15 protein-coding genes and 1 tRNA gene are annotated in these 19,963 nt (G+C 41.2%); 3 read left to right on the plus strand and 13 right to left on the minus strand.

Going from position 1 to position 19,963, the window contains the following annotated elements; all coding sequences use genetic code 11:
• Positions 1–48: 48 nt before the first annotated feature.
• The 6 genes from B3600_RS09745 to B3600_RS09770 form a co-directional block, all read right to left on the minus strand.
• A complete protein-coding gene (locus B3600_RS09745; protein ID WP_115046362.1) occupies positions 49–747 on the minus strand; it encodes a ComF family protein in 699 nt (232 codons plus the stop codon).
• A 40-nt stretch (positions 748–787) separates the two neighbouring features.
• Positions 788–1,888: a 23S rRNA (adenine(2503)-C(2))-methyltransferase RlmN gene (gene rlmN / locus B3600_RS09750; RefSeq protein WP_376746599.1), complete on the minus strand. Its 1,101-nt coding sequence runs from the start codon at positions 1,886–1,888 to the stop codon at positions 788–790.
• A 74-nt stretch (positions 1,889–1,962) separates the two neighbouring features.
• On the minus strand, positions 1,963–2,544 hold the full coding sequence (locus B3600_RS09755; protein ID WP_046673102.1) for a tRNA-(ms[2]io[6]A)-hydroxylase: 582 nt from the start codon (positions 2,542–2,544) through the stop codon (positions 1,963–1,965).
• A 71-nt stretch (positions 2,545–2,615) separates the two neighbouring features.
• A complete protein-coding gene (locus B3600_RS09760) occupies positions 2,616–3,656 on the minus strand; it encodes an Atu2307/SP_0267 family LLM class monooxygenase (protein WP_115046360.1) in 1,041 nt (346 codons plus the stop codon).
• A gap of 171 nt (positions 3,657–3,827) precedes the next feature.
• On the minus strand, positions 3,828–4,496 hold the full coding sequence (locus tag B3600_RS09765; RefSeq protein WP_286752806.1) for an AcvB/VirJ family lysyl-phosphatidylglycerol hydrolase: 669 nt from the start codon (positions 4,494–4,496) through the stop codon (positions 3,828–3,830).
• Positions 4,497–4,517: 21 nt separating this feature from the next.
• Positions 4,518–7,112, minus strand: coding sequence for a phosphatidylglycerol lysyltransferase domain-containing protein (locus B3600_RS09770; protein ID WP_286752807.1), 2,595 nt, complete (start codon positions 7,110–7,112; stop codon positions 4,518–4,520).
• 124 nt (positions 7,113–7,236) lie between these two features.
• Between B3600_RS09770 and B3600_RS09775 the strand changes: the two genes are divergently transcribed.
• Entirely contained in the window at positions 7,237–8,472 is a 1,236-nt protein-coding gene (locus B3600_RS09775) for a glycosyltransferase (protein ID WP_286752808.1), read from the plus strand.
• 4 nt (positions 8,473–8,476) lie between these two features.
• Here B3600_RS09775 and B3600_RS09780 read toward each other — a convergent pair whose 3' ends face one another.
• Positions 8,477–9,586 carry an MBL fold metallo-hydrolase gene (locus B3600_RS09780; protein ID WP_286752809.1) on the minus strand — a complete coding sequence of 370 codons (1,110 nt, stop codon included), beginning with the start codon at positions 9,584–9,586 and terminating at the stop codon, positions 8,477–8,479.
• A complete protein-coding gene (gene dcd, locus B3600_RS09785) occupies positions 9,586–10,122 on the minus strand; it encodes a dCTP deaminase (protein WP_046673098.1) in 537 nt (178 codons plus the stop codon). Before dcd ends, B3600_RS09780 begins: the two co-directional genes overlap by 1 nt.
• Before the next feature lie 119 nt (positions 10,123–10,241).
• Between dcd and B3600_RS09790 the strand changes: the two genes are divergently transcribed.
• Together B3600_RS09790 and B3600_RS09795 are read left to right on the plus strand one after the other, a co-directional pair.
• Positions 10,242–10,883 (plus strand): 4'-phosphopantetheinyl transferase family protein, encoded by a 642-nt coding sequence (locus B3600_RS09790; protein ID WP_112375444.1) that lies wholly within the window; start codon positions 10,242–10,244, stop codon positions 10,881–10,883.
• Positions 10,884–10,993: 110 nt separating this feature from the next.
• A tRNA-Glu gene (locus tag B3600_RS09795) sits at positions 10,994–11,065 on the plus strand.
• Between the two features lie 155 nt (positions 11,066–11,220).
• Here B3600_RS09795 and B3600_RS09800 read toward each other — a convergent pair.
• From B3600_RS09800 to B3600_RS09820, 5 genes are all read right to left on the minus strand, one after another.
• Positions 11,221–12,564: a BT_3987 domain-containing protein gene (locus B3600_RS09800; RefSeq protein ID WP_286752810.1), complete on the minus strand. Its 1,344-nt coding sequence runs from the start codon at positions 12,562–12,564 to the stop codon at positions 11,221–11,223.
• Positions 12,565–12,589: 25 nt separating this feature from the next.
• The gene (locus B3600_RS09805) at positions 12,590–14,428 is read right to left on the minus strand and encodes a RagB/SusD family nutrient uptake outer membrane protein (protein ID WP_286752811.1); all 1,839 of its coding nucleotides are present in this window, start codon (positions 14,426–14,428) and stop codon (positions 12,590–12,592) included.
• 14 nt (positions 14,429–14,442) lie between these two features.
• Complete coding sequence (locus B3600_RS09810) at positions 14,443–17,760, minus strand: TonB-dependent receptor (protein ID WP_286752812.1); 3,318 nt, start codon at positions 17,758–17,760, stop codon at positions 14,443–14,445.
• Positions 17,761–17,940: 180 nt separating this feature from the next.
• Entirely contained in the window at positions 17,941–19,113 is a 1,173-nt protein-coding gene (locus B3600_RS09815) for a FecR family protein (protein WP_286752813.1), read from the minus strand.
• A 204-nt stretch (positions 19,114–19,317) separates the two neighbouring features.
• Positions 19,318–19,896 carry an RNA polymerase sigma factor gene (locus B3600_RS09820; protein ID WP_286752814.1) on the minus strand — a complete coding sequence of 193 codons (579 nt, stop codon included), beginning with the start codon at positions 19,894–19,896 and terminating at the stop codon, positions 19,318–19,320.
• Positions 19,897–19,963: the final 67 nt, after the last annotated feature.

Raw genomic sequence — 19,963 nt, forward strand, 5'->3', positions numbered from 1 at the left:
GCTTTATCCGGACGGAGAAGGGTATAAGTTATGGGATAGCCTTTCGAACTAGGCTCTTGCCAGCGTAGCAACAGATACTCTGCAATCAACTGCATCTAAGAGTGTCAATGCTGCTGAAACAACCGTTGCTCCCGTGGTCAATACATCGTCAACCACAAGGATATGTACGTTAGCCGGCAACATAGTGCCTTTGTAATCGAAAATATCACTTACATTGTCGTACCGGTCGATCCGCCCCTTACCCGTTTGGCTCATTGTCGCTTTCTTCCTGACTAAAATATCTTCCCGCAAGGGGATTCCCATTGCTCTGGACAACCCTCTTCCGAAGTAAGTGGATTGGTTGTAGCCTCTTTTTCGGAATTTGCTACGGTGCAATGGCACAGGAACAATACAATTGATATCCTGATAGGCCTTTATTTTGATTAATTTTAAGCCGTATAGATAACCAAAATATTCTGCAAGAAAAGGTTGGTTATTGTATTTAATCTGATAAATGAGGCGCTCTACGCGACTATCCTTTTGCAATAATAAGAATGAACAGGCCTCTTCCACAGGAGCTTTCCCCCAGAGCTGTCTTGCGGTATCATTATCCGAATATTCGTGAAAGTTAGTATAAGGCAAATGGAAATCGCATGCTGTACAGACAAACTTTTCCTGATATTTTAGCACACAGCCGCAACAGCCACATTCCCTTGGAAAAAATATGGCTATAAAATCGCTAAAAACCTTATTTAATTCGGATTTCATCTGGTTAATTCCCTATTAAAGATAGGAACTATCCTTCAGATTATGCTTCGGATTCCTCTTTTTCCTTATCTTTAATTGCTAATTGTCCGCAGGCTGCATCGATATCTTTACCACGGCTACGTCTCACATTCGTGATGATACCTTGGCTTTTTAAATAATTTGCAAATACCTCGATTTTATCTGCTTCAGCATTCAGGAAATCGGCCAGTGCGATAGGGTTGTATTCAATCAGGTTGACCTTACAAGGAACATGTTTACAGAACTTGGCCAGTTCTTTTGCATCCTCCAACTCATCATTGAAATTGTTAAAGACAATATATTCAAATGTAATTGGGCTCTTTGTTTTCGCATAAAAATATTTGAGTGCTTCTGCCAATGCTTTCAGTGAGTTCTGCTCATTGATAGGCATAATTTCATTCCGCTTTTTATCATTTGCCGCGTGCAAAGAAAGTGCTAGGTTAAAACGTACCTGATCATCACCCAATTTCTTAATCATTTTTGCGATACCCGCTGTGGACACCGTGATCCGCTTGGCGGCCATATTCAATCCATCTGGCGCTGTAATGCGCTCAACAGACTTCATCATATTGGCATAATTCAACAAGGGCTCGCCCATCCCCATATAAACGATATTTGTCAGTGGCTGCCCATAGTACTCTTCGGCTTGCTTGCTGATAAGAACGACTTGATCATAGATCTCATCGGCATTAAGGTTCCGTTTACGGTCCATATAACCAGTTGCACAGAACTTACAGGTTAAGCTACAGCCCACCTGTGAGCTGACACAAGCGGTCATTCGTTCCGGAGCAGGTATTAACACCCCTTCAATGATGTTGTTGTCATAGAGCCAAAAACTACTTTTAATTGTTTTATCTGAGCTGATCTGAGATTCTTTGACTGTAACTGCATTGATCGTAAAATTCGCTTTCAGCTTCTCACGAAGGGGCTTACTCAAATTACTCATCTGATCAAAATCTACGCAAGATTTCACCCAAATCCATTCATAAATCTGCTTCGCACGAAAGCCCTGCTCCCCCAACGCGGTAAGTTGATCTTTGATCTGATCCAAAGACAAACTCCTGATATCTATTATTTTACTTTTTTCAATCACGGTACAAAGATAAGAATAAATAAGTGACAAAAAATCCCGTTCTAAGAAATAGAACGGGACAACTGTTATGTATGTGTTTTAAAATAGGTAGGAGCGAGGTTCAATTAGCCATGAATGGCTTCTTTACTTCCGTACGACTGAATTAGCTTCCCTTCAAATTCCAACCACTCCTTCCAACGCTTTTCTACGTCGACGTCTACGGAATATTTGCGTGCAAAATTTAGAAATGTGGTGTAATGATTTGCCTCAGACACCATTAAATCATAGTAAAACTTCGCAAGATCTTTATCTTGAATATTTTGTGAAAGCACTCTAAAACGTTCGCAGCTACGGGCTTCAATCATCGCCGCGAATAATAAACGGTCAATAAAAGCCATATTTCTACTGCCATCTTTTTTAGAGAATTTCATCAATTGACCGACATAATCATCTTTCCGTTCACGACCCAAGGTATAGCCACGTTCTTTGATGATATCAATAACCATCTTAAAATGTTCCATTTCTTCGATTGCGATTGCTGTCAGCTCATGCACCAAATCTTCGTGTTCTGAGTTGTTGGTAATTAAGGATATGGCATTTGAAGCAGCCTTTTGTTCACACCAGGCATGATCTGTCAAAATCTCTTCTAAATTTCCTTCTGCAATGTTTGCCCATCGCGGATCTGTCAACAACTTTAATCCAAGCATCTTACTCTCTAAAATGATTTACGACACAAAGGTAGCGAATATCTCAGCGTTAAAAAAATGATAATCGCTCTTTAGGCATCTTTATGAAGAGCCTTTCGAATTTCAGGTGCTATTTTCTCACCAAAAATCTCTATAGAACGCAGCATTTCTTTATGCCCAGGGGCGCCCACATCCATATGTGCAGAGAAGCGTGTCAATCCAAATTTCTCCTGTATTTGCAATATTTTATCTACGGCATAAGCAGCATCCCCAACAATAAGGTGTCCTCTGGAAGACCTTCCGAAGTCATATTGTGTGCGTTGGTATGGAGGCCAACCACGACTTGCTCCTATACGATCCATCTGTGCAGAATAAATCGGATAGTAATAATCTGCTACCTGAGCGCTGTTGTCGCCAAAGAACGCATGCATATGTACCCCAACCTGAAAGTTAGCCATATCGTGTCCATTATCCTCATAAGCCTGACGATACATGTCAAATAAATGATCGAAGCTTTCATACATCCCGCCGATGATGGCAAACATAACCGGTAAGCCCAACTTTCCGGCACGGATCACAGAAGATGTTGTGCCACCTACTGCAACCCAAATCGGTAGTGATCCATTTTTAGGTCTTGGGAAAACTTCCTGATTGATTAATGGTGCTCTAAAATTACCGCGCCAAGTAATTGGATTTTGCTTATTCAGGCGAAGCAAAAGCTCTAGTTTTTCCTCAAACAACTCGGAATAATCTTTTAGATCATAACCAAATAAAGGGAAGGATTCAATGAAGGATCCTCTTCCTGCCATGAGCTCAGCACGTCCATCGGATAAAAGATCGACGGCTGCGAAATCCTGAAATAATTTAACCGGATCGGCAGAACTTAATACCGAAACTGCACTGCCCAATTTAATATTTTTGGTAACGGTAGAAGCCGCAGCCAAGATAATTTCGGGTGCTGCAACCGCATAATCTGCACGGTGATGCTCCCCTATTCCAAAGAAATCCAATCCTACTTGATCCATAAGCTTGATCTCTTCAATAATTTCTTTCATTCTATCTTGTGCTGCCTGGATTTGACCTGTAACAGGATCTATCCTCGAGTCGCCAAACATTCCTATTCCTAATTCCATTTTTATCTATTTTATAAGTCATTCAAAAGTAACACCTTCTTTCCCTGAATTATTTGATCTAGGATAAGAAAATGATACCGCACCATACCCTGGATCACAAAAAAATAAAGAGCTGTCTATTTGGTCGCCTACTTGATCTGACCATCAACAAAGTTATACTAGGCTCCTCGGCTAAAAGAGTGCAACAGTATTCTTCGCGACCTGGTCTGCATTGCCACTAAAATGATGCCCGCCGGACAGGTATTTCTTTGTGAAATTCTTAAGTGTTATCTTTTGTATCGGGAAATCAGCTTCATCATCGCCAAGAATAACGCCCGTTTTGACTGCACCCATTCGATTGATTTCCGCAATCACGTCAAGACTTCGCTTTGTATTACTCCGACCCAAAATATCCGCTATATGAATCTCCAAATCTGTTGACACAGATGGTTCCAGCAGGACAACACTCTTTAGGTTCTTCTTAATGACGGGATCCAGGCGATTAATAATAAAAGGAACCGCGTCTGCGCCAAATGAATACCCCACTACAAAAAGATGCATATTTTGCCGTGCTAAGAGTACGTTTTTCAGTGTATTCGAAACATCGGCAGCAATCTCACTCGGGCTTTTCTTCTTCCAGAAATAGGTTTTCGAATCGATCGCTGCCACAGTATATCCTACTCCAGCAATCAGCTCACAAAGCTTGTTAGAGAATGAATTAAATCCACCATCGCCACTCAGATAGAGAACCAAAGGTAATGCAGCTTTATTGTTCCAATATTTCATGTCAATCAAACGCTGTTGTGCAAACGCATGAAACGCCATGCCAGCAATTATTAATAAGGTAGCTATTTTTTTCATCTGTACAGCATCTACATGAATCTATTCGTTCGGTTTCATTACTTTGACCAGTGCTACAGGAAGTTGTATGAGATCAAAATCATTATCAAATATAAGGTATTTATTTTCCCAAAATGTCGCATACTTCTCTTTAAAGTCGCGCAGGCTATGGTAATGTTTAAAGTTACCCAATCGTGTTGAGGCAAATTTCATAATCTTTTCTGCGGGACTATCTGTCGCCCCCAACCCCGTCATCGGTACCATGCCCAAATTTAGATAGACGTACTTTTTGGCCTTAGCATACGCAATAAGTTCAACAATCAATGCATCCATGCTACCACCCGGTGCATCAAGAGACTTCCGAATCATATCGTAGGTGCACTCATCTTTCGCATAGTCGGGGATGATATTCAGAAAGGCTACGATAGTATTCTGCTCATTTTTCAGTACAATGATATCTTGCAAAATAAGCTCATTTTCATCAAACATCCCTTGCGAAAAAACCATTTCCTTTTTATCAAATTCTTTTAACCATTCGTTGGAAATTATCCTTAACTGATCTATAATTGCCTTTTCCTGCGGCGCTTTCAACACTTCTGTTGTAAAACCCTTTTTTTGAATTGCATTAAGTCCATTGCGTAATGACTTACGTTCTTTTCCTTCGAGCTTGAATGTTTCCAATTCTAATACAGCCTCTTGTCCAATGGTGATCTTCTGTTTACGTAGGGATGAAAAATGAACCAAACTATTTTCATCAACACGGTAATAAATGGCCTTTAAACCATTCGCATAACAGTATTGATCGAATTCCTGGACCAACTCTTCCTTATCCCCCTGTTCACAGACAGGCTCATCCAATACAATAGCAAATTCATTCGCCAAGCGATAAGCGGTAAATCCCTCCGAGACTTCTGAGAAAAACAAACTCTTATCTTTTCCCAATTTAAAGAAATCCATGGGAGACTGACCAAACTCAATCAATAATTGTTCTGCACGTTCCAATTCAGATTGGCTGGAGTCTTCATCTGCGAGGAGACGGGGACGAGCTAACGCGTAGATTAGTAGGAGCCAACAAAAAAGTCCAAGTACTTGCGTAATCCGCAGGAATTCTTGTCCAAATGCCGTTTGGGGCATCAATTCATCATCAGCAAACAAGAGGAAGCTTCGTGCTGTATGATAGATAGATTGTCGCCAGGTGAAGTCGACACCGAAATGCTGTTTATCAATGAAGTAGAAGCTCAATACGTCAAACAGGCATATGGCTAGGAGAGCAACAAAAAATGTGATAAACCCGATTCGCACCCAGCGAATATTACTCTTGATCCGATATTGCTTATAGCTCATGGCCAGTAAAATCAAGGTCAATAAAGCAACCGAAGCTTCTTCATAGTCCAATGCCTTAAACACGTGCCCAAAAAGCGACAAGGCGCTAAACGCCACGGCGATCCAAAATGCAATTCGGAAACCTTTGATCAAGTACGCAGAGGTCACCAACAGCCCTAAGCCTAACACTAACACCATAAATTTGGACGCGTGAATTGCTTCTAAAGGCAAATAGAAACGATCAAGTTTCATCCGGTCGGCCAAAGGAGGCGTCAATACAGATACGAGATTTACCATGCCCAAGAAGAAGATAAGCAGCGCTGGGCCAATACGTGCCAGCAATTGTTTCCCACGCCATGCAAAAGCCAGAAGCCCCAGGACTAAAGGTAACCAAAATTCGAATGCCCGGTAGAGAATTGTAATGCCCAATCCTTCTGCCTGCGAGTAGCCGTACGCTTTAAAAATATACAGCATAGTCAACTCCACAGCCCCAAGCCCCCGTAGAAAAGGAGAAACAATCATCAATACCACCGAAACAGTATAGGCAATAGCCGCAGCCTCGAAAGAGTGGTCCAAACCAAGGGCATACATACTTACAAAAGCATGGGCAATACCGCAGCATTCAACGACCATCGATGCCAGCATGGTACCCAACAAATATTTTAGCTTGACCTCTCCTGAGAATATTTCATCGATATTAGAGGCTACAGCAGGAAATTTTAGTTCAACCCAGCGATAGACGCCTTTGTGTGTTCTAAAAGACCAAACGAGCCAAAATACGACGCCCAGAAGCAGCCCCAAAACCACCAATGAGATCCAGGCATCACCAAAATTTTTATTGTGCCAAATCGTATACAATATAACAGGTACACCGATCAGAAAGACCGTCAGTAGTCCGACATAGCCATACAGCGCCCCTGCTTGATGAATTTGCGTCGTATTCAAATTTCTTTTTCGCAACTGCGTTGTGGTATAGGCCAAAGAACTAATCCCACCCGCAGGCAGAAACACACTGAGTAAATTTCGCTTGAGGAAAAGATCAATAGCGATTCTCAGATTAATAGAAAGGCCTATCGCTTTAAAACTCTGCACATACATCAATCCCTGAAGTACAATATAGACGAGAGTAATTCCAACGCCGACCAAAACCCAGGTTAGATTGGCCGCACGCAAATGTGGAATGATGGCAGCAAGCTCTTTTCGTTCATTTCTAAAAAATACAAAGGCCAACAAAATAACCAAAACAGCTATTAGTTCCTTCCAATAGGTCTTTGGTGAAAAATGTCGAATTCGTTGCGCAATAGTTTTGGCCATATAATCGTTTAATGATGAATAACCTTGAGATATAGTATAAACACGAAATAAAGCTAATCGTTTGAAAATGACTAATTGTTAATTTTTCGTCAATTCTTTTCACATTAATCAGTAATTTTCCGGCATGAAAGAGAAAAAGGTTTTGTTCATCGGACTGGTGTGGCCAGAGCCAACATCTTCAGCAGCGGGCTTCCGTATGATGCAATTAATTGAGACGTTTATTAATCGCTCTTATCAGATTACATTTGCTTCTGCTGCTGCCAAATCGCCGTATAGTGCACCTTTACAGTCTCTCGGGATCCAGGAACAGGCCATCGTACTGAATAGTAACAGCTTTGATGAATTTATTGCGCAACTTAAGCCCGACATTGTTGTATTTGACCGCTTTATGGTAGAAGAGCAATATGGTTGGCGTGTTGCACAGCATTGTCCAAATGCACTCCGCGTACTTGACACGGAAGATTTGCATTTTTTGCGTCAGGCGAGACAGACATCCGTCAAAAATAACGGTGATTTTTCCTTTCAAGAGTTATTTACCGATACGGCCAAACGGGAAATTGCCGCGATATTGCGCAGTGACCTCTCGTTGATCATTTCCGAATCCGAAATGAAGATTCTGATCGAAGAATTTCGCATTTCACCCGATATCCTTTATTATCTCCCTTTTCTCGAAGATGAGATCACTGCTGCAGATGTGGAGCAATGGAACACCTTCGAAGAGCGCAAGAACTTATTATTTATCGGAAATTTTATCCATGAGCCGAACTGGCATACGGTACAATACCTAAAAACACAAATCTGGCCGCAATTACGGAAGATGCTCCCAAAAGTAGAATTACACATTTATGGTGCCTATGCAACCCAAAAAGTACTACAATTAAACAATCCAAAAGAGAATTTCCTGATCAAGGGCCGAGCGGAATCTGCTCGTCTGACCATGGAAAGTTACCGTCTACTGGTGGCTCCAATTCAATTTGGTGCCGGTGTGAAAGGGAAGTTTATCGACGCCATGCAGACAGGTACACCATCTGTCACCACGAAAGTTGGTGCAGAAGCCATGAAGGGCAATTTGGACTGGAATGGCTTTATCGAAGACGATCCCGAAACGTTCTGCCGAAAGACTGTTGAGCTCTACGAAAATGAAGATCTTTGGAAAACGGCCCAAGAACATGGTATCCGTATTATCAACGAACGTTATGAAAAACGAAAGTATCAGTCCGATTTTATGACTAATCTATCTTTATTAAAAGTACAGATTGACAGGCATCGTCAACAAAACTTTATTAGTCAGATATTATTGCACCACACGATGCAGAGCACAAAATATATGTCTTTATGGATCGAGGAAAAAAATAAATAGATCCTTAGTTAACTTCCCGCCACCAAGGGGCGTATACGGTATCTAATTTATTCAAATGGATCATTTCCCCTATTTTTGGCGTAAGCAGTGTGATCTGTTCTTTGTTCGCCGTCTCGTAAAATTTCTCCATGGGTTCTTTCCAATCGTGCATCGCCAACGCGAATTTAGAAGAGTGAACGGGTAAAATAGCTTGGGCCTTCAGATCCTTCGTTTCAGCAGCCCATTCATCAGGTAAAGAATGGATATAATGCCAGGCATCGTTATACTGGCCATTTTCCAAGATCGCTAAATCAAATGGACCAAATTGGTCACCTATTTTTTTGAAGTGCTTACCATACCCACTATCTCCCCCCAAGAAAATGCTGTACTTAGAAGTTTTTAACACAAAAGATGTCCACAAGGTATTATTCCGTGTAAATCTACGTCCCGAAAAGTGCCTTGCGGGTGTGAAGGTTACCTGAAAATCGGGCGCCAGTTTTATCTGGTCATACCAATCACCCTCGATGATCTGATCGGCCTTGTATCCCCAAGATTCAAAATGCGCCCCTACTCCGAGACCACAGATCACCTGACCGACTTTATCCCGCAATTTCACAACAGTCTCATAGTCCAGATGATCGTAATGATCATGCGAGATAAACAAATAGTCAATTTTCGGAAAAACCATCGCCGCGTAGTCGACCGACATCTTAAATGCTTTATTGCTACCTGGTATGGGAGAAGCATTTGAGCTGAATACTGGATCTACCACTATTAATTTTCCATCTAACTTCAATAGATAGGAGGAGTGACCAAACCAAATCAGTACGTCATCTGCGGGAAGATGTGCTAAATCGCATTCCATAGCTGGCAATACACTGATAGGTTTTAAGTGGGGATTCTTGTTGAAAAGGAAATCCCACAACAAAGAGACCATATTCACATCGCCTTTCAACGATGGCGTTACTTCGAGGTTATGAAAAATACCATTTTTAAAATTGGGGGACTGTTTCATACGTTCAAGCCGAGCTCCCTTGAAACTTCCACCAAACATTGGATGAACAAAATAATAAAGCACGCTACTGATGAGCGCAATCAATAGCGTCGCTAATACAATCCATCCAATCGTTTTCATTAGAAGTTATTCTTCCACATCATCGACTCCACCGGACGGATGGTCTTGCCATTGTATTTTGCGTTACCTTTGGTGTTATAAAATGTCTCGATATCGCCTTCTACAGCAAAATAGATCAATTGTCCAATTGGCATTCCCGCGTAAACCCGAACAGGCTGAGCAACCGAAATTTCCAAGGTCCAGGTATTACAGAAACCGACATCGCCCTTTCCTGCAGTTGCATGAATATCTATCCCTAAGCGACCAGTACTCGATTTGCCCTCTAAAAAAGGAACATGTTTATGCGTTTCGGTATACTCTTGCGTAACACCTAAATAAAGGGTGTTGGGTTCCAAGACGAAACCTTCTTCCGGGATTTCAAAATGCTGAATTTCATTGTGCTTCTTGGCATCAAGTACACGGTCTGCATACGTTGCCAAATATTTCCCCAAATGCACATCGTAGGAATTTGTTCCTAAACATTTACGATCAAATGGTTGAATGACAATGCTGCCATTTTCAATCTCTTCGAGAATTCTTTTATCAGATAAAATCATGTGTATCAAAATAGCAAAAGCATCAGGCAATGCTATACAAATTCAAAAATACAGTTCTCCCACTAATTTTACTTCATTTTTCAAAACAAAAATCTGCGATTTGTTTTTTAAATTTGGGTATGAGTCTAGTGTATCTACGTGAAATTGATAGCCAAACCAAATTTGCAATTTGGCGAATTGAGGAATCGGACGACGATTTACTGTCGAAACTTCAATTGGATGAACGTGAAAAAGCGAAATTAGGGTCTTTCAACAAAGGGAAAAGACGGTTACATTGGCTTGCCACCCGTGTGCTGTTGCGCACCTTATTAAACACATCCCGTTATATAGAATGTCCATCTGATGCAAATGGCAAGCCTTATCTCGCCAATTTCCCCCAAAAAATATCACTTTCACACTCATTTGATTATGCCGCAGCTATGATCAGTACAAAAGGAGAGGTGGGTATCGACATGGAAATCATCAAAACAAAAGTAGAGCGTATCCAACATAAGTTTCTAAAACCTGCGGAGCTTGCATTCATCGCACAGGATGAGAACCGATATGAGCAGCTTTATGCTTGCTGGTGCGCTAAAGAAGCGATTTATAAACTTCAGGGAAATGCAGGGGTCTCCTTCTTGAATAACATGACCATACAACCATTCGACTATCAGGTGCAGGGTATATTAAAACTCGAACTCCACAGCGATCAACATACACATCTATATGACGTACATTACGAGAAGTTCAATGAATATATGCTCGCCTACGCTGTAGAATAGGTCCTTTAAAAAAATAATTTTTCTCAATTTCAATGAATTAGCACACAGACAGCACTTTTTTTTTGTGCTTTTTGAAAAAGCTTCTATATTTGCATCATCGAAAACGATATGGCCCGTTCGTCTAGGGGTTAGGACGCAAGATTTTCATTCTTGAAACAGGGGTTCGATTCCCCTACGGGCTACAAAAAGCGACTTCAAAAGAGTCGCTTTTTTTATTTTAGGAACAAATATTAAAAAAGCAAAAAAGTCACTCCGGAAAATGGAGTGACTTTCAGATCTACCAAATTGTATATTAGACTATACTTGATGTTGTATTATAGCTAATTTCGGATGTATTTTATAATCCTTTGACATATACTTCTGCTATAGCAGATGAAGGCGGACGATTACTTGCTGTTACCGTACATTTTAAATAACGGGCCTTTGTCGTCGGAACATTCACGGCCAAAGTCGATTTGGGACTGTTTGTTCCGAAATCAATCTTCCCTATTGGAACATATGTTTTATTGTCATTACTAGTCGAGAACTCAACGACTTTTAAGTCATTATTCCATAACCTTCTTGTTAATTCAATCATCATCACATTATATTCCTTTCCAAAATCTATTATGACATAATGCGGTAATGGGGGTTCTCCTCCCATCCAGACATTATGCCAGTAGGTATCGGGATTCCCGTCCAATATATTTTCCTTTTCACCACCGCCAATCCATTCGGAAGAAGCCGCAATTACTTTCCAGCCACTACGGGGGATATCTGGCGGTTGAAAGGACACTGGAACCAATATTGTCGAAGCATCGGGGTTAATACCATTTTTTGAAACAGACTTAATCCGTAAAGGCAACGCATACTCCCCAAATAAATTGGTTGTTCCATCAATAAGTCCTTTTTTCAGAATAGTGTATGAAAAACTCGTTTTATTCTCCTTTTCAGCAATTTTATAAGTTGCGGGTAAAAGCTGATAGGCCGCTTTTGGTAGTAATTTCAACTTCTTATCGTCTGATACCGTTCCGTTGTAATTATCCAAAATCACGGGATCCACTTCAATTTCATAGTCAAGATTCCATTGATTGGGATAATTGGTGACCAATGTCGCTTTTCCTACGACCTGTTCAGCTCCTGTGGGGCTCAGTTTGATCTGATCAAGCTGCAGACCCGGTGAAGTGAATTCCAAAAATGGGTCTTTAACGTTAGGAATCAACAATGTCGTTGCCATTTCAGGTTTCAGCGCATGTAACCCCCCTCCCTCTGCTTCAATGCGGCACGGAAGCACATATAATTCCTTATATTTTCCTTGCAGCACTTTTATGCGCTCAGTATCAAAAGCAACTGCAATATCCTGCAGATAATCCTTTTTTTCAAAGGCTAGTGTTGTATTTGCAATTTTATAGCAGTCAGCAGGAAGCAGCTTATAATTTGTCCCTTGCTGCGCGTTATAGGCTGCTAGGTACGCTTCGTCAATCTTGAAGTTTATCTTTGCTCCCTGTTGTCCAATTCCAGCCTTAACAACAGTTACATTATAATCAAATTTTCCCCAGTCAAATACCGTTATTTTATTCTCTTTGAAATCTCTGAAATAAATGGTGTCGTCGACCATGTTGTTCATTCGATCATCCTTTTGACATCCATTCATCAGGAAAAGTGTCAACAGGAGAACACAATAGGATATATAATTTCTCATCGTTTTCAGTATTATTTAATAAGTACTACCATCCATAGTTCTGTGTAATGTTGATCATCTCGCTCAGTTGCTTTTGCTGTATCGGGAAGAAATAATGTTTGGCCTGAAAACTTCGCTTTCCAGGAAAAACATCTTTGGTCCGTTCCCAAGAGGATTCATAAGAAGTTGCGGCAACATTACGGGTATAATAGGGCTCATTCATTTCTTCCTCTGCAATCATCCAGGTTCTCAGATCGGGGTAACGATGGCCTTCAAATGCCAATTCGACCATTCTTTCTTTTCGCAGCAATACCCGCAGGAGTTCTTTATTTCCCCGAACCTCTGGATAAGCAACTTCCAAGTCGTTCAAGCCGCTCCGTTTACGTACCAGGTTGATATATTTTAACGCCTCCACTTCATCACGAGCAGGTTTTTCATTGCAAGCCTCCGCGTAGTTTAGATAGATCTCAGCCAAACGATAATATGGCCATGCAAACTGCCCCCAGTTACCTGCTTCGATATCATTTGTTGGATCACTCATTCTCCGCCACAAGTAACCTGACTTTACGCAGTCCCCTGTTTTCGTATACGAAGATGTTCCGCCGTCAAAGAATGTCACCTGTCTGGGTTGAGGTTTTGGATTGGTCCAATACATTCCATTTGCCAAAATGGATGCGTAGAAACGTGCATCCCTTCCGACACAACTGTTGTGCGCCTTAAAGGAGGCAAAATTGTCTAACGGATGTACATAGTTATCTGTAAATCCCGTTTCTTGGTATCCTGATTTTTCATCAATTATAGGCTGTCCATTGCTACTGTAACCTGTAATCGGGTAGCGTCCTGAACTTGCCATCGGATAGCTGTCGACCAGTTTTAGCGAAGGTGCATAACCGCCCCAGCCCATCGTCACAACTCGCGGTGGAGCCGTACGGACGTTATAATTGAAGCCGTCATCAGACCATCTTCCCCAAATAATTTCCGAATTCCACTTATCAAAATAAATACCCATGTAGGATTTAATTGCACGTCGAAAAGAGTTCGTCTCTTTGTTATCTTGGTAAAGTGCATACACATTCAGGTCAATCAACGCTTTGGCAGATTTGGCCGCAAGCTCCCATTTATTGGGATCTGCGGTTTGTGGAAATAAGAATTCACCGCTTTTATTCCTTATTCCTATATAAAGTTTCGCTCCGTTAAATAGCGGCCTAGCCATATACAGCAGTAATTCAGATTTTGCGGCCATCACAGCCCCTTTTGTCAATCGACCATACCAGGCTTGATCAGTTATTTCCTGTGGCAATACGGCACTTGCTTTATCAAATTCAGAAACTATGAAATCCACATTTGTCTGCAAAGACATACGATCTACTGTTGTTGGATCAATTTTACTATCGGGAGCACGATCGCCCCATACAAATACAGGTCCATATCTTTTTAAAAGCAGATAATAAAAATAGGCTCTTAAAAAACGGGCTTCGGCTTTCATAATATCTTTAGTAGCAGCACTCAATTCCACATTTCTATCAATATTTTCAATGAAAATGGTTGCCTGATTAATCCCTTTATAATTCTGTTCCCAAGTTGTATAATCCTGGGTTGTCACGCCCCATGCCCCATTCGCAAAGTTAAGCCATGGAACCCAGGCTACCCATGAAAATAAGGCTTCATCACTCAGCGGAACATTTCCGCCTTCACCATTGAACATATCATGTTCTATAGGCAAATAGCCATACACCTGAGCCAGATATTCTTCCGTGGTTTTCCGTTTATTAAAAACCTCTTCTAAAGTCATTTGATTTTCTAGATCCACGTCGAGATATTTGCTACATGCCCCGAGGGAAAATACCAGTAATAGGCAGGAAATCGAGTATATATACTTTTTCATTATTATCTTTCAGATTAAAGTGTTACACTTAAACCAACATTAAAAACACGCATTTGAGGATAGCTGCTTCCTGACACTGTTTCCAGTTCAGGATCCCACAACTTGAACTTACTGAATGTGAACACATTTACGCCTTGTGCATAAATACGCACGATTGACATTTTCCATTTTTCCGTGAGCTGCTTTGGCAACGTATAGCCCAATTCTAGATTCTTCAAACGGATAAAGCTCATATCGCGTTGCCATAAAGTGGAAGCCTGAGAGTTATTGGCAATATTAAATGAGAGCCGTGGATAAGTTGCATTTGGATTAGGGTTGTCTGCACTCCAGCGGTGATCAGCGACATCCGAATAGATCTGTCCATAGCCCCAGATGTTGCCAGTTTGACCATATAGAGGTCCTCCCGCTATAATCCGGGATATTTGTCCAACGCCATGGAAAAAAGCCGATAGATCAAATCCTTTCCAAGATACACTGGCGCCAAATCCATAATTCCATTGCGGCATATCTGTATCACCGATCGCTACTTTATCTTCTTCTGTAATTTCGCCGTCTCCATTGATGTCCCGATATTTTACATCACCGGGACGTATCACATCGCCATAGCGTTGAATCGGGCTATGCGCGATTTCCTCTTCTGACTCAAACAGCCCCAAAGCAATTAATCCGCGCTGCTGTCCCCAACGTTGTCCTATTTCAGACTGATATGCCCATCTTGGAATTGGCTTGTCATCAAATAATTTTTTATTTCGATTGTAAGTTAGATTACCCCGGACCTGTATGCCGACTTCCCCCTGGCGATGATTAAATTCCAAGGATCCTTCGGCCCCTTTATTTTGCATCTGTCCAATATTAACATAGGGTTTTACATTAATTCCCACGATGGAAGGCACACTTTCCTGAAGAATGTAAATTCCATCACGTTTCTCCGCAAAATAATCGGCCTGTATGGTCAATTTGTTGAAAAGGCTTAACTCAAGCCCGATATTACGCTTTAATGCACTTTCCCAGGCAACCAGTGGATTCCCTGGATAACCGGTTGCTATACCCTGAAGATAATTTTTGCCACCAATGCCGAAAGAATAGCCACCATCGAGCTTCATTTCTGAATTGTAAGCAAATCGACGTGAACCACCGATTTTATCGCTACCAATCCGACCAATTGATCCCCGAATTTTCAGAAAGTTAACGACAGGCAATAGCGACTTAAAGAACGCTTCATTACTAATAACATAGCCCATAGCCAGGGAAGGAAAGAAACCAAAACGTTTCTTTGGCGCAAAGTTCTCAGATCCATTGTAGCCAAAGTTACCTTCGATAAAATAGCGGTCCTGGTAGGAATAGGTCAAACGTGAAGCAATCCCCGTATTACGATAGGGGAATGCTGCGATATAATCCCGTTCTGGAAAGTTATTTGTCCGCTCGCGCATGGAGAATAAAAATAGTCCTCCGACGCGATGCTTGTTTCCAAACAACTGGTCATACATCAGGGAACTTTCAAAATTAGTCGCACGCTCTCCCGAATGATAGTCGGCTAAAGCAAGATAATCGCTGCCATTACCGTTATCTTTTAAAATAAGATTCCCTTCGCTGTCCCGCGGTTTTGTTTTGTCAACATAATAGGTGGTTGGTGCCTTTCTTTTGTCTAATGTCGAAGAGTTCTTTGCATCCCAGGAAAATTTAACATTCGCTTTTAAACCGGGAGTTATCAACTCCGAAAAATCTTGAGTGATACCAATCAACGACTGCGCATTATTCCAGAAATCCTTCGAGAATCCAGTAGTATTGAGCGAATAATAGGGATTTTGTCCTCCTTGTGGCTGTGCATAGGCGCCATTTGAAAACTGGGTAGGTGTTGCCACTGGTGTGGTGTGGAGCACAATATCATACATATCACCCAAATTTACACCTAATCGGTTTTTTGTTTCGTATTGATTGGAGAGGTTTAGGTTTACTTCAGTCGATCGAGACAGTCTAATATCAACATTCGATCTAAAATTAATCCGGTCGAAATTCACAGATGGATCATAATTCGATGTTTTTCGAGGCTGAAAGATCCCATTCTCTTTCATATAAGAACCCGAAACGTAATATTTAATAAAATCTCCTCCTCCAGTCACATTTACATTCAAACGTTCATTTGATGTTCTCTTTTTAAAGATCTCTTGCATCCAATCCACATTTGGATAGACATCTGGATCTACTTTATTCACATATTTATTTATCTCTTCTTGTGTCAATGGGGCTTTTCCAGAAGCTTCAAAATTGATATCGTTATAATAATCTAACCATTGAGCAGCATTTGCCAATTTCGGTAGGACAACAGGTTCCAACATACCGCGCTCAACACGTGCATTGATACTCGGTTTAACACTTTTCTTTCCCCTTTTTGTTGTAATGATCACAATACCATTTGCTCCCCTTACGCCATACACGGCTGTGGCAGTTGCATCTTTCAAGACAGAGAATGACTCGACATCCTCGGGGTCTACGAGGTCCATGGGACGTTCGATCCCGTCCACCAATACCAGAGGACCGGTCCCCCCCGCAAAACTGCTCACCCCACGTATCCAAAATGACGTTGCAGAGCCGGGCTCTCCCGAACCTTGAACCGTAACAACGCCCGCCATCTGTCCCGCCAATGCGCTGCTGATCTTAGCAACGGGAGTTTTTAATTGTTGCGGGGAAACGCTACTAATTGCACCCACTACGCTAATTTTACGTTGCTTTCCATAAGCAACAACTACAGCTTCCTCCAGATCGCTTACCGCAGGCTCCAAAGTGATCTTCAGCTGATTTGACGCACTAATATTCCGCTCAAACGACTGAAATCCTACGAGCGAAAACTGCAGCACCTTATGCTGATCTTCAATTTCCAAGGCAAATTGCCCCTGCGCATCGGTCTTCGTTCCAATAGTTGTCCCCTTAACCGAAACCGTGACACTTTCCAATGGCGCTCCCTTCGTATCAGACACAACCCCTGTTATTCTACGCCGCTGCAAGAACACCGCGGTGCTGGAAGCAACTTGCGGAGAACCCACTTTGGCCATAATCAATACCGTGTTCAGATTCAATTCGTAAGTCAGGTTTCTTTCCGACAGAAACTCTTGCAGGACCTCTTTAAAGTTTTTGTGATTTGCTTTAATGGTCACTCTTTTCTGTTTATTAATCAAACTGTTATTGTACAAAAACTCGTACCCCGTTTGTTTTTGAATCTCATCCAGGACGTCCACCAAACGTCCATTTTTTATATCCAATGTCACTTGTTGACCAAAGCTAGATGCATGAACATGCACCATGGAGATGATGAGGATTAGTATGCATACTTTCATCCTGATAAATGCTTTTACAAAGAATTTTTGTGTAAAAAAGCAACTTTTGCTATTCCTTTTATACATTTGTATAGGTTTGGTGTTAAATGGTTTATAACTCAATTAGGTTTATTTAATTGCTAAACTACGATCGGGAGTGTTGCGAGCACTTCCGATTACTTTTAGCTCAAAGTCTCATTGTTACATAACAAGGACCCTCCCATCCTGAATTTTAAATTTATAATTGGATATTTTTTCCAGCTGCCGGAGTAAATCCGAGAGCTTTTTGGTCCGCTTTATCATCCCCGTAAATTTATCGGTGGACGATGAATTCACCTTCACTTCTTTGATATCATACCATTCGCCCACTTTTTGCAAGACAGTCTCAATATTATCTTCTGTAAAGCGGAAGAAGCCATCCCGCCAAGCGAGAACCTCTTTTAGGTCGGCTTCCTGTACGGAAATTTGTTTCGTATGCAGATTGGTTTGTGCTTGCATTCCAGGGCTTAAAATCTGCTGATTATGCCCCGCACTTACAGCAACCTTACCTTTGATTAAAGTGGTCAGGATTTTAGTTTTGCTGAGATCAGAGGCAATATTGAATTGTGTTCCCAACACTTTGACCTGGGTTTGTTTCGTCTGAACAATAAATGGTTTTCTACTGTCATGAGTGACATCAAAATAAGCTTCACCATCCAAGGATACCGTTCGGTTATGTTCATCAAAATGTGTTGGATAGGTCAAGCTCGCGCCCGAGTTTAGTTGAACCTGTGTGCCATCAACCAACTTCACGGTCAATGCGCTACCTTTTGGACTCAGGAAAGTTCTCATCTCAGATTTGCCCTCGACATTATTTTTAACTTGATATACTACTGTACCATCTGTTGCTTTAATGATGCTCAGACCGTTTTTATCCAAGGTTTCAGGATGATCTTCTGAAATTGAATATTGGTCACCATTGGAAAGTTTAAGTATAGGCGCACCGTTTTCTGGCAAGGCGATTTCCCTTGGTGAGACGGCTTGTTGAGAAGTTCCTTCCTTCGCGCTTTGTTGGACCAGAAACAGAATTGAAAAACAAAAGACAACAATTGCGGCAGCAATCCCCCCCCATTTGATGTAGCGCAGCTTTGATTTTCTTTCATCTCCTATCTCTTTATGATGTCCGCCTATTCGACTTGAGATCTGATTTAAAACCTGATCCCTGTTAAATAGCTCCGAGCGTTCAGGAACTCTTTCGCCCATACGTTCAAAAAGATCGGAGAACTCAGCTTCTTCCAGCTGATCTAATTGATCGAGCATCTCTTTCAATTCCGAACGAGAGATTGTATTCCTAAAATAATGGGTTAGCAAATAGCGTAGTCTTTCTTCTTGCATGGTCAAATTGGTTCGTACTTTCTAAGTATTTATTTCAGTACACCGCAAAAACAGAAAAGGACTACAGGAAGAGATATTTTTTTTATTTTTTTTTAGATCCTTATGAAATTGTTATAGGTATAAAATTTCCAATGGAACTTCAGTCCAACTGTTTAGCATATCGATAAGCAGTTAGGAGGATTCCATCAATCCATGAAATCCTTTTCAAAAAAAATAGAAAAATAAGGATAATAGCCGATTTCGTCCAGAACGGACTTGTTTTAAATGTTTCGATGCTCTCGCAAGATGGTTTTTTACTGTGTTCTTAGAAAGATTGAGTTCCGCTGCGATTTGATTGTGGGGTATTCCTTCAATTCGGCTTAATGTAAAAACAAGTTTTTGTTGTTCAGGAAGTTGAGCAAGGTAATTTTCTATTTCATCGGCAAGTTCCTTTCGTTCTATTAAACCATCGGCCCTATCCGAATGATGTTCAATATGGTAATAGAGAAGCTCAAAGGCCGAATGAGAACGTTTAATACTTCTTAGTTTATTGAAACACTCTCTTTTAGTCAATACATAGAGAAACGGCCAGAGATCCACATCCTGTTTTATACTTTCTCTATTGGTCCACAGTTTCACGAAAACTTCCTGCACAACATCCTCGCTCCAACCTGTATCTTTAAGCAAGTGAAAAGATACATCGAAAATGCGGTCTGCATATCGTTCGTAAAGTTTTGGTAAAACAGCCTGCTTCCCTATAGAGAGCGCCTGGATCAAATTGGCTTCATCATTTTCTTTTCTCATAACTAAAGCTCCCAATCTTCAGTTTATTGGTCATTGTGCTTTTCAGTTAACAATTAGATTACAAGGC

The sequence above is a fragment of the Sphingobacterium sp. UBA2480 genome (assembly GCF_002341965.1).
Classification (GTDB): domain Bacteria; phylum Bacteroidota; class Bacteroidia; order Sphingobacteriales; family Sphingobacteriaceae; genus Sphingobacterium; species Sphingobacterium multivorum.

What these genes read in the sequence shown, in the direction of transcription:
- B3600_RS09815 (WP_286752813.1), bottom strand. Translation starts at nt 19,113, where the DNA reads ATGCAAGAAGAAAGACTACGCTATTTGCTAACCCATTATTTTAGGAAT.
- B3600_RS09820 (WP_286752814.1), bottom strand. Translation starts at nt 19,896, where the DNA reads ATGAGAAAAGAAAATGATGAAGCCAATTTGATCCAGGCGCTCTCTATA.
- B3600_RS09775 (WP_286752808.1), top strand. Translation starts at nt 7,237, where the DNA reads ATGAAAGAGAAAAAGGTTTTGTTCATCGGACTGGTGTGGCCAGAGCCA.
- B3600_RS09805 (WP_286752811.1), bottom strand. Translation starts at nt 14,428, where the DNA reads ATGAAAAAGTATATATACTCGATTTCCTGCCTATTACTGGTATTTTCC.
- B3600_RS09790 (WP_112375444.1), top strand. Translation starts at nt 10,242, where the DNA reads ATGAGTCTAGTGTATCTACGTGAAATTGATAGCCAAACCAAATTTGCA.
- B3600_RS09770 (WP_286752807.1), bottom strand. Translation starts at nt 7,112, where the DNA reads ATGGCCAAAACTATTGCGCAACGAATTCGACATTTTTCACCAAAGACC.
- dcd (WP_046673098.1), bottom strand. Translation starts at nt 10,122, where the DNA reads ATGATTTTATCTGATAAAAGAATTCTCGAAGAGATTGAAAATGGCAGC.
- B3600_RS09765 (WP_286752806.1), bottom strand. Translation starts at nt 4,496, where the DNA reads ATGAAAAAAATAGCTACCTTATTAATAATTGCTGGCATGGCGTTTCAT.
- B3600_RS09810 (WP_286752812.1), bottom strand. Translation starts at nt 17,760, where the DNA reads ATGAAAGTATGCATACTAATCCTCATCATCTCCATGGTGCATGTTCAT.
- B3600_RS09755 (WP_046673102.1), bottom strand. Translation starts at nt 2,544, where the DNA reads ATGCTTGGATTAAAGTTGTTGACAGATCCGCGATGGGCAAACATTGCA.
- B3600_RS09760 (WP_115046360.1), bottom strand. Translation starts at nt 3,656, where the DNA reads ATGGAATTAGGAATAGGAATGTTTGGCGACTCGAGGATAGATCCTGTT.
- B3600_RS09800 (WP_286752810.1), bottom strand. Translation starts at nt 12,564, where the DNA reads ATGAGAAATTATATATCCTATTGTGTTCTCCTGTTGACACTTTTCCTG.
- B3600_RS09780 (WP_286752809.1), bottom strand. Translation starts at nt 9,586, where the DNA reads ATGAAAACGATTGGATGGATTGTATTAGCGACGCTATTGATTGCGCTC.
- B3600_RS09745 (WP_115046362.1), bottom strand. Translation starts at nt 747, where the DNA reads ATGAAATCCGAATTAAATAAGGTTTTTAGCGATTTTATAGCCATATTT.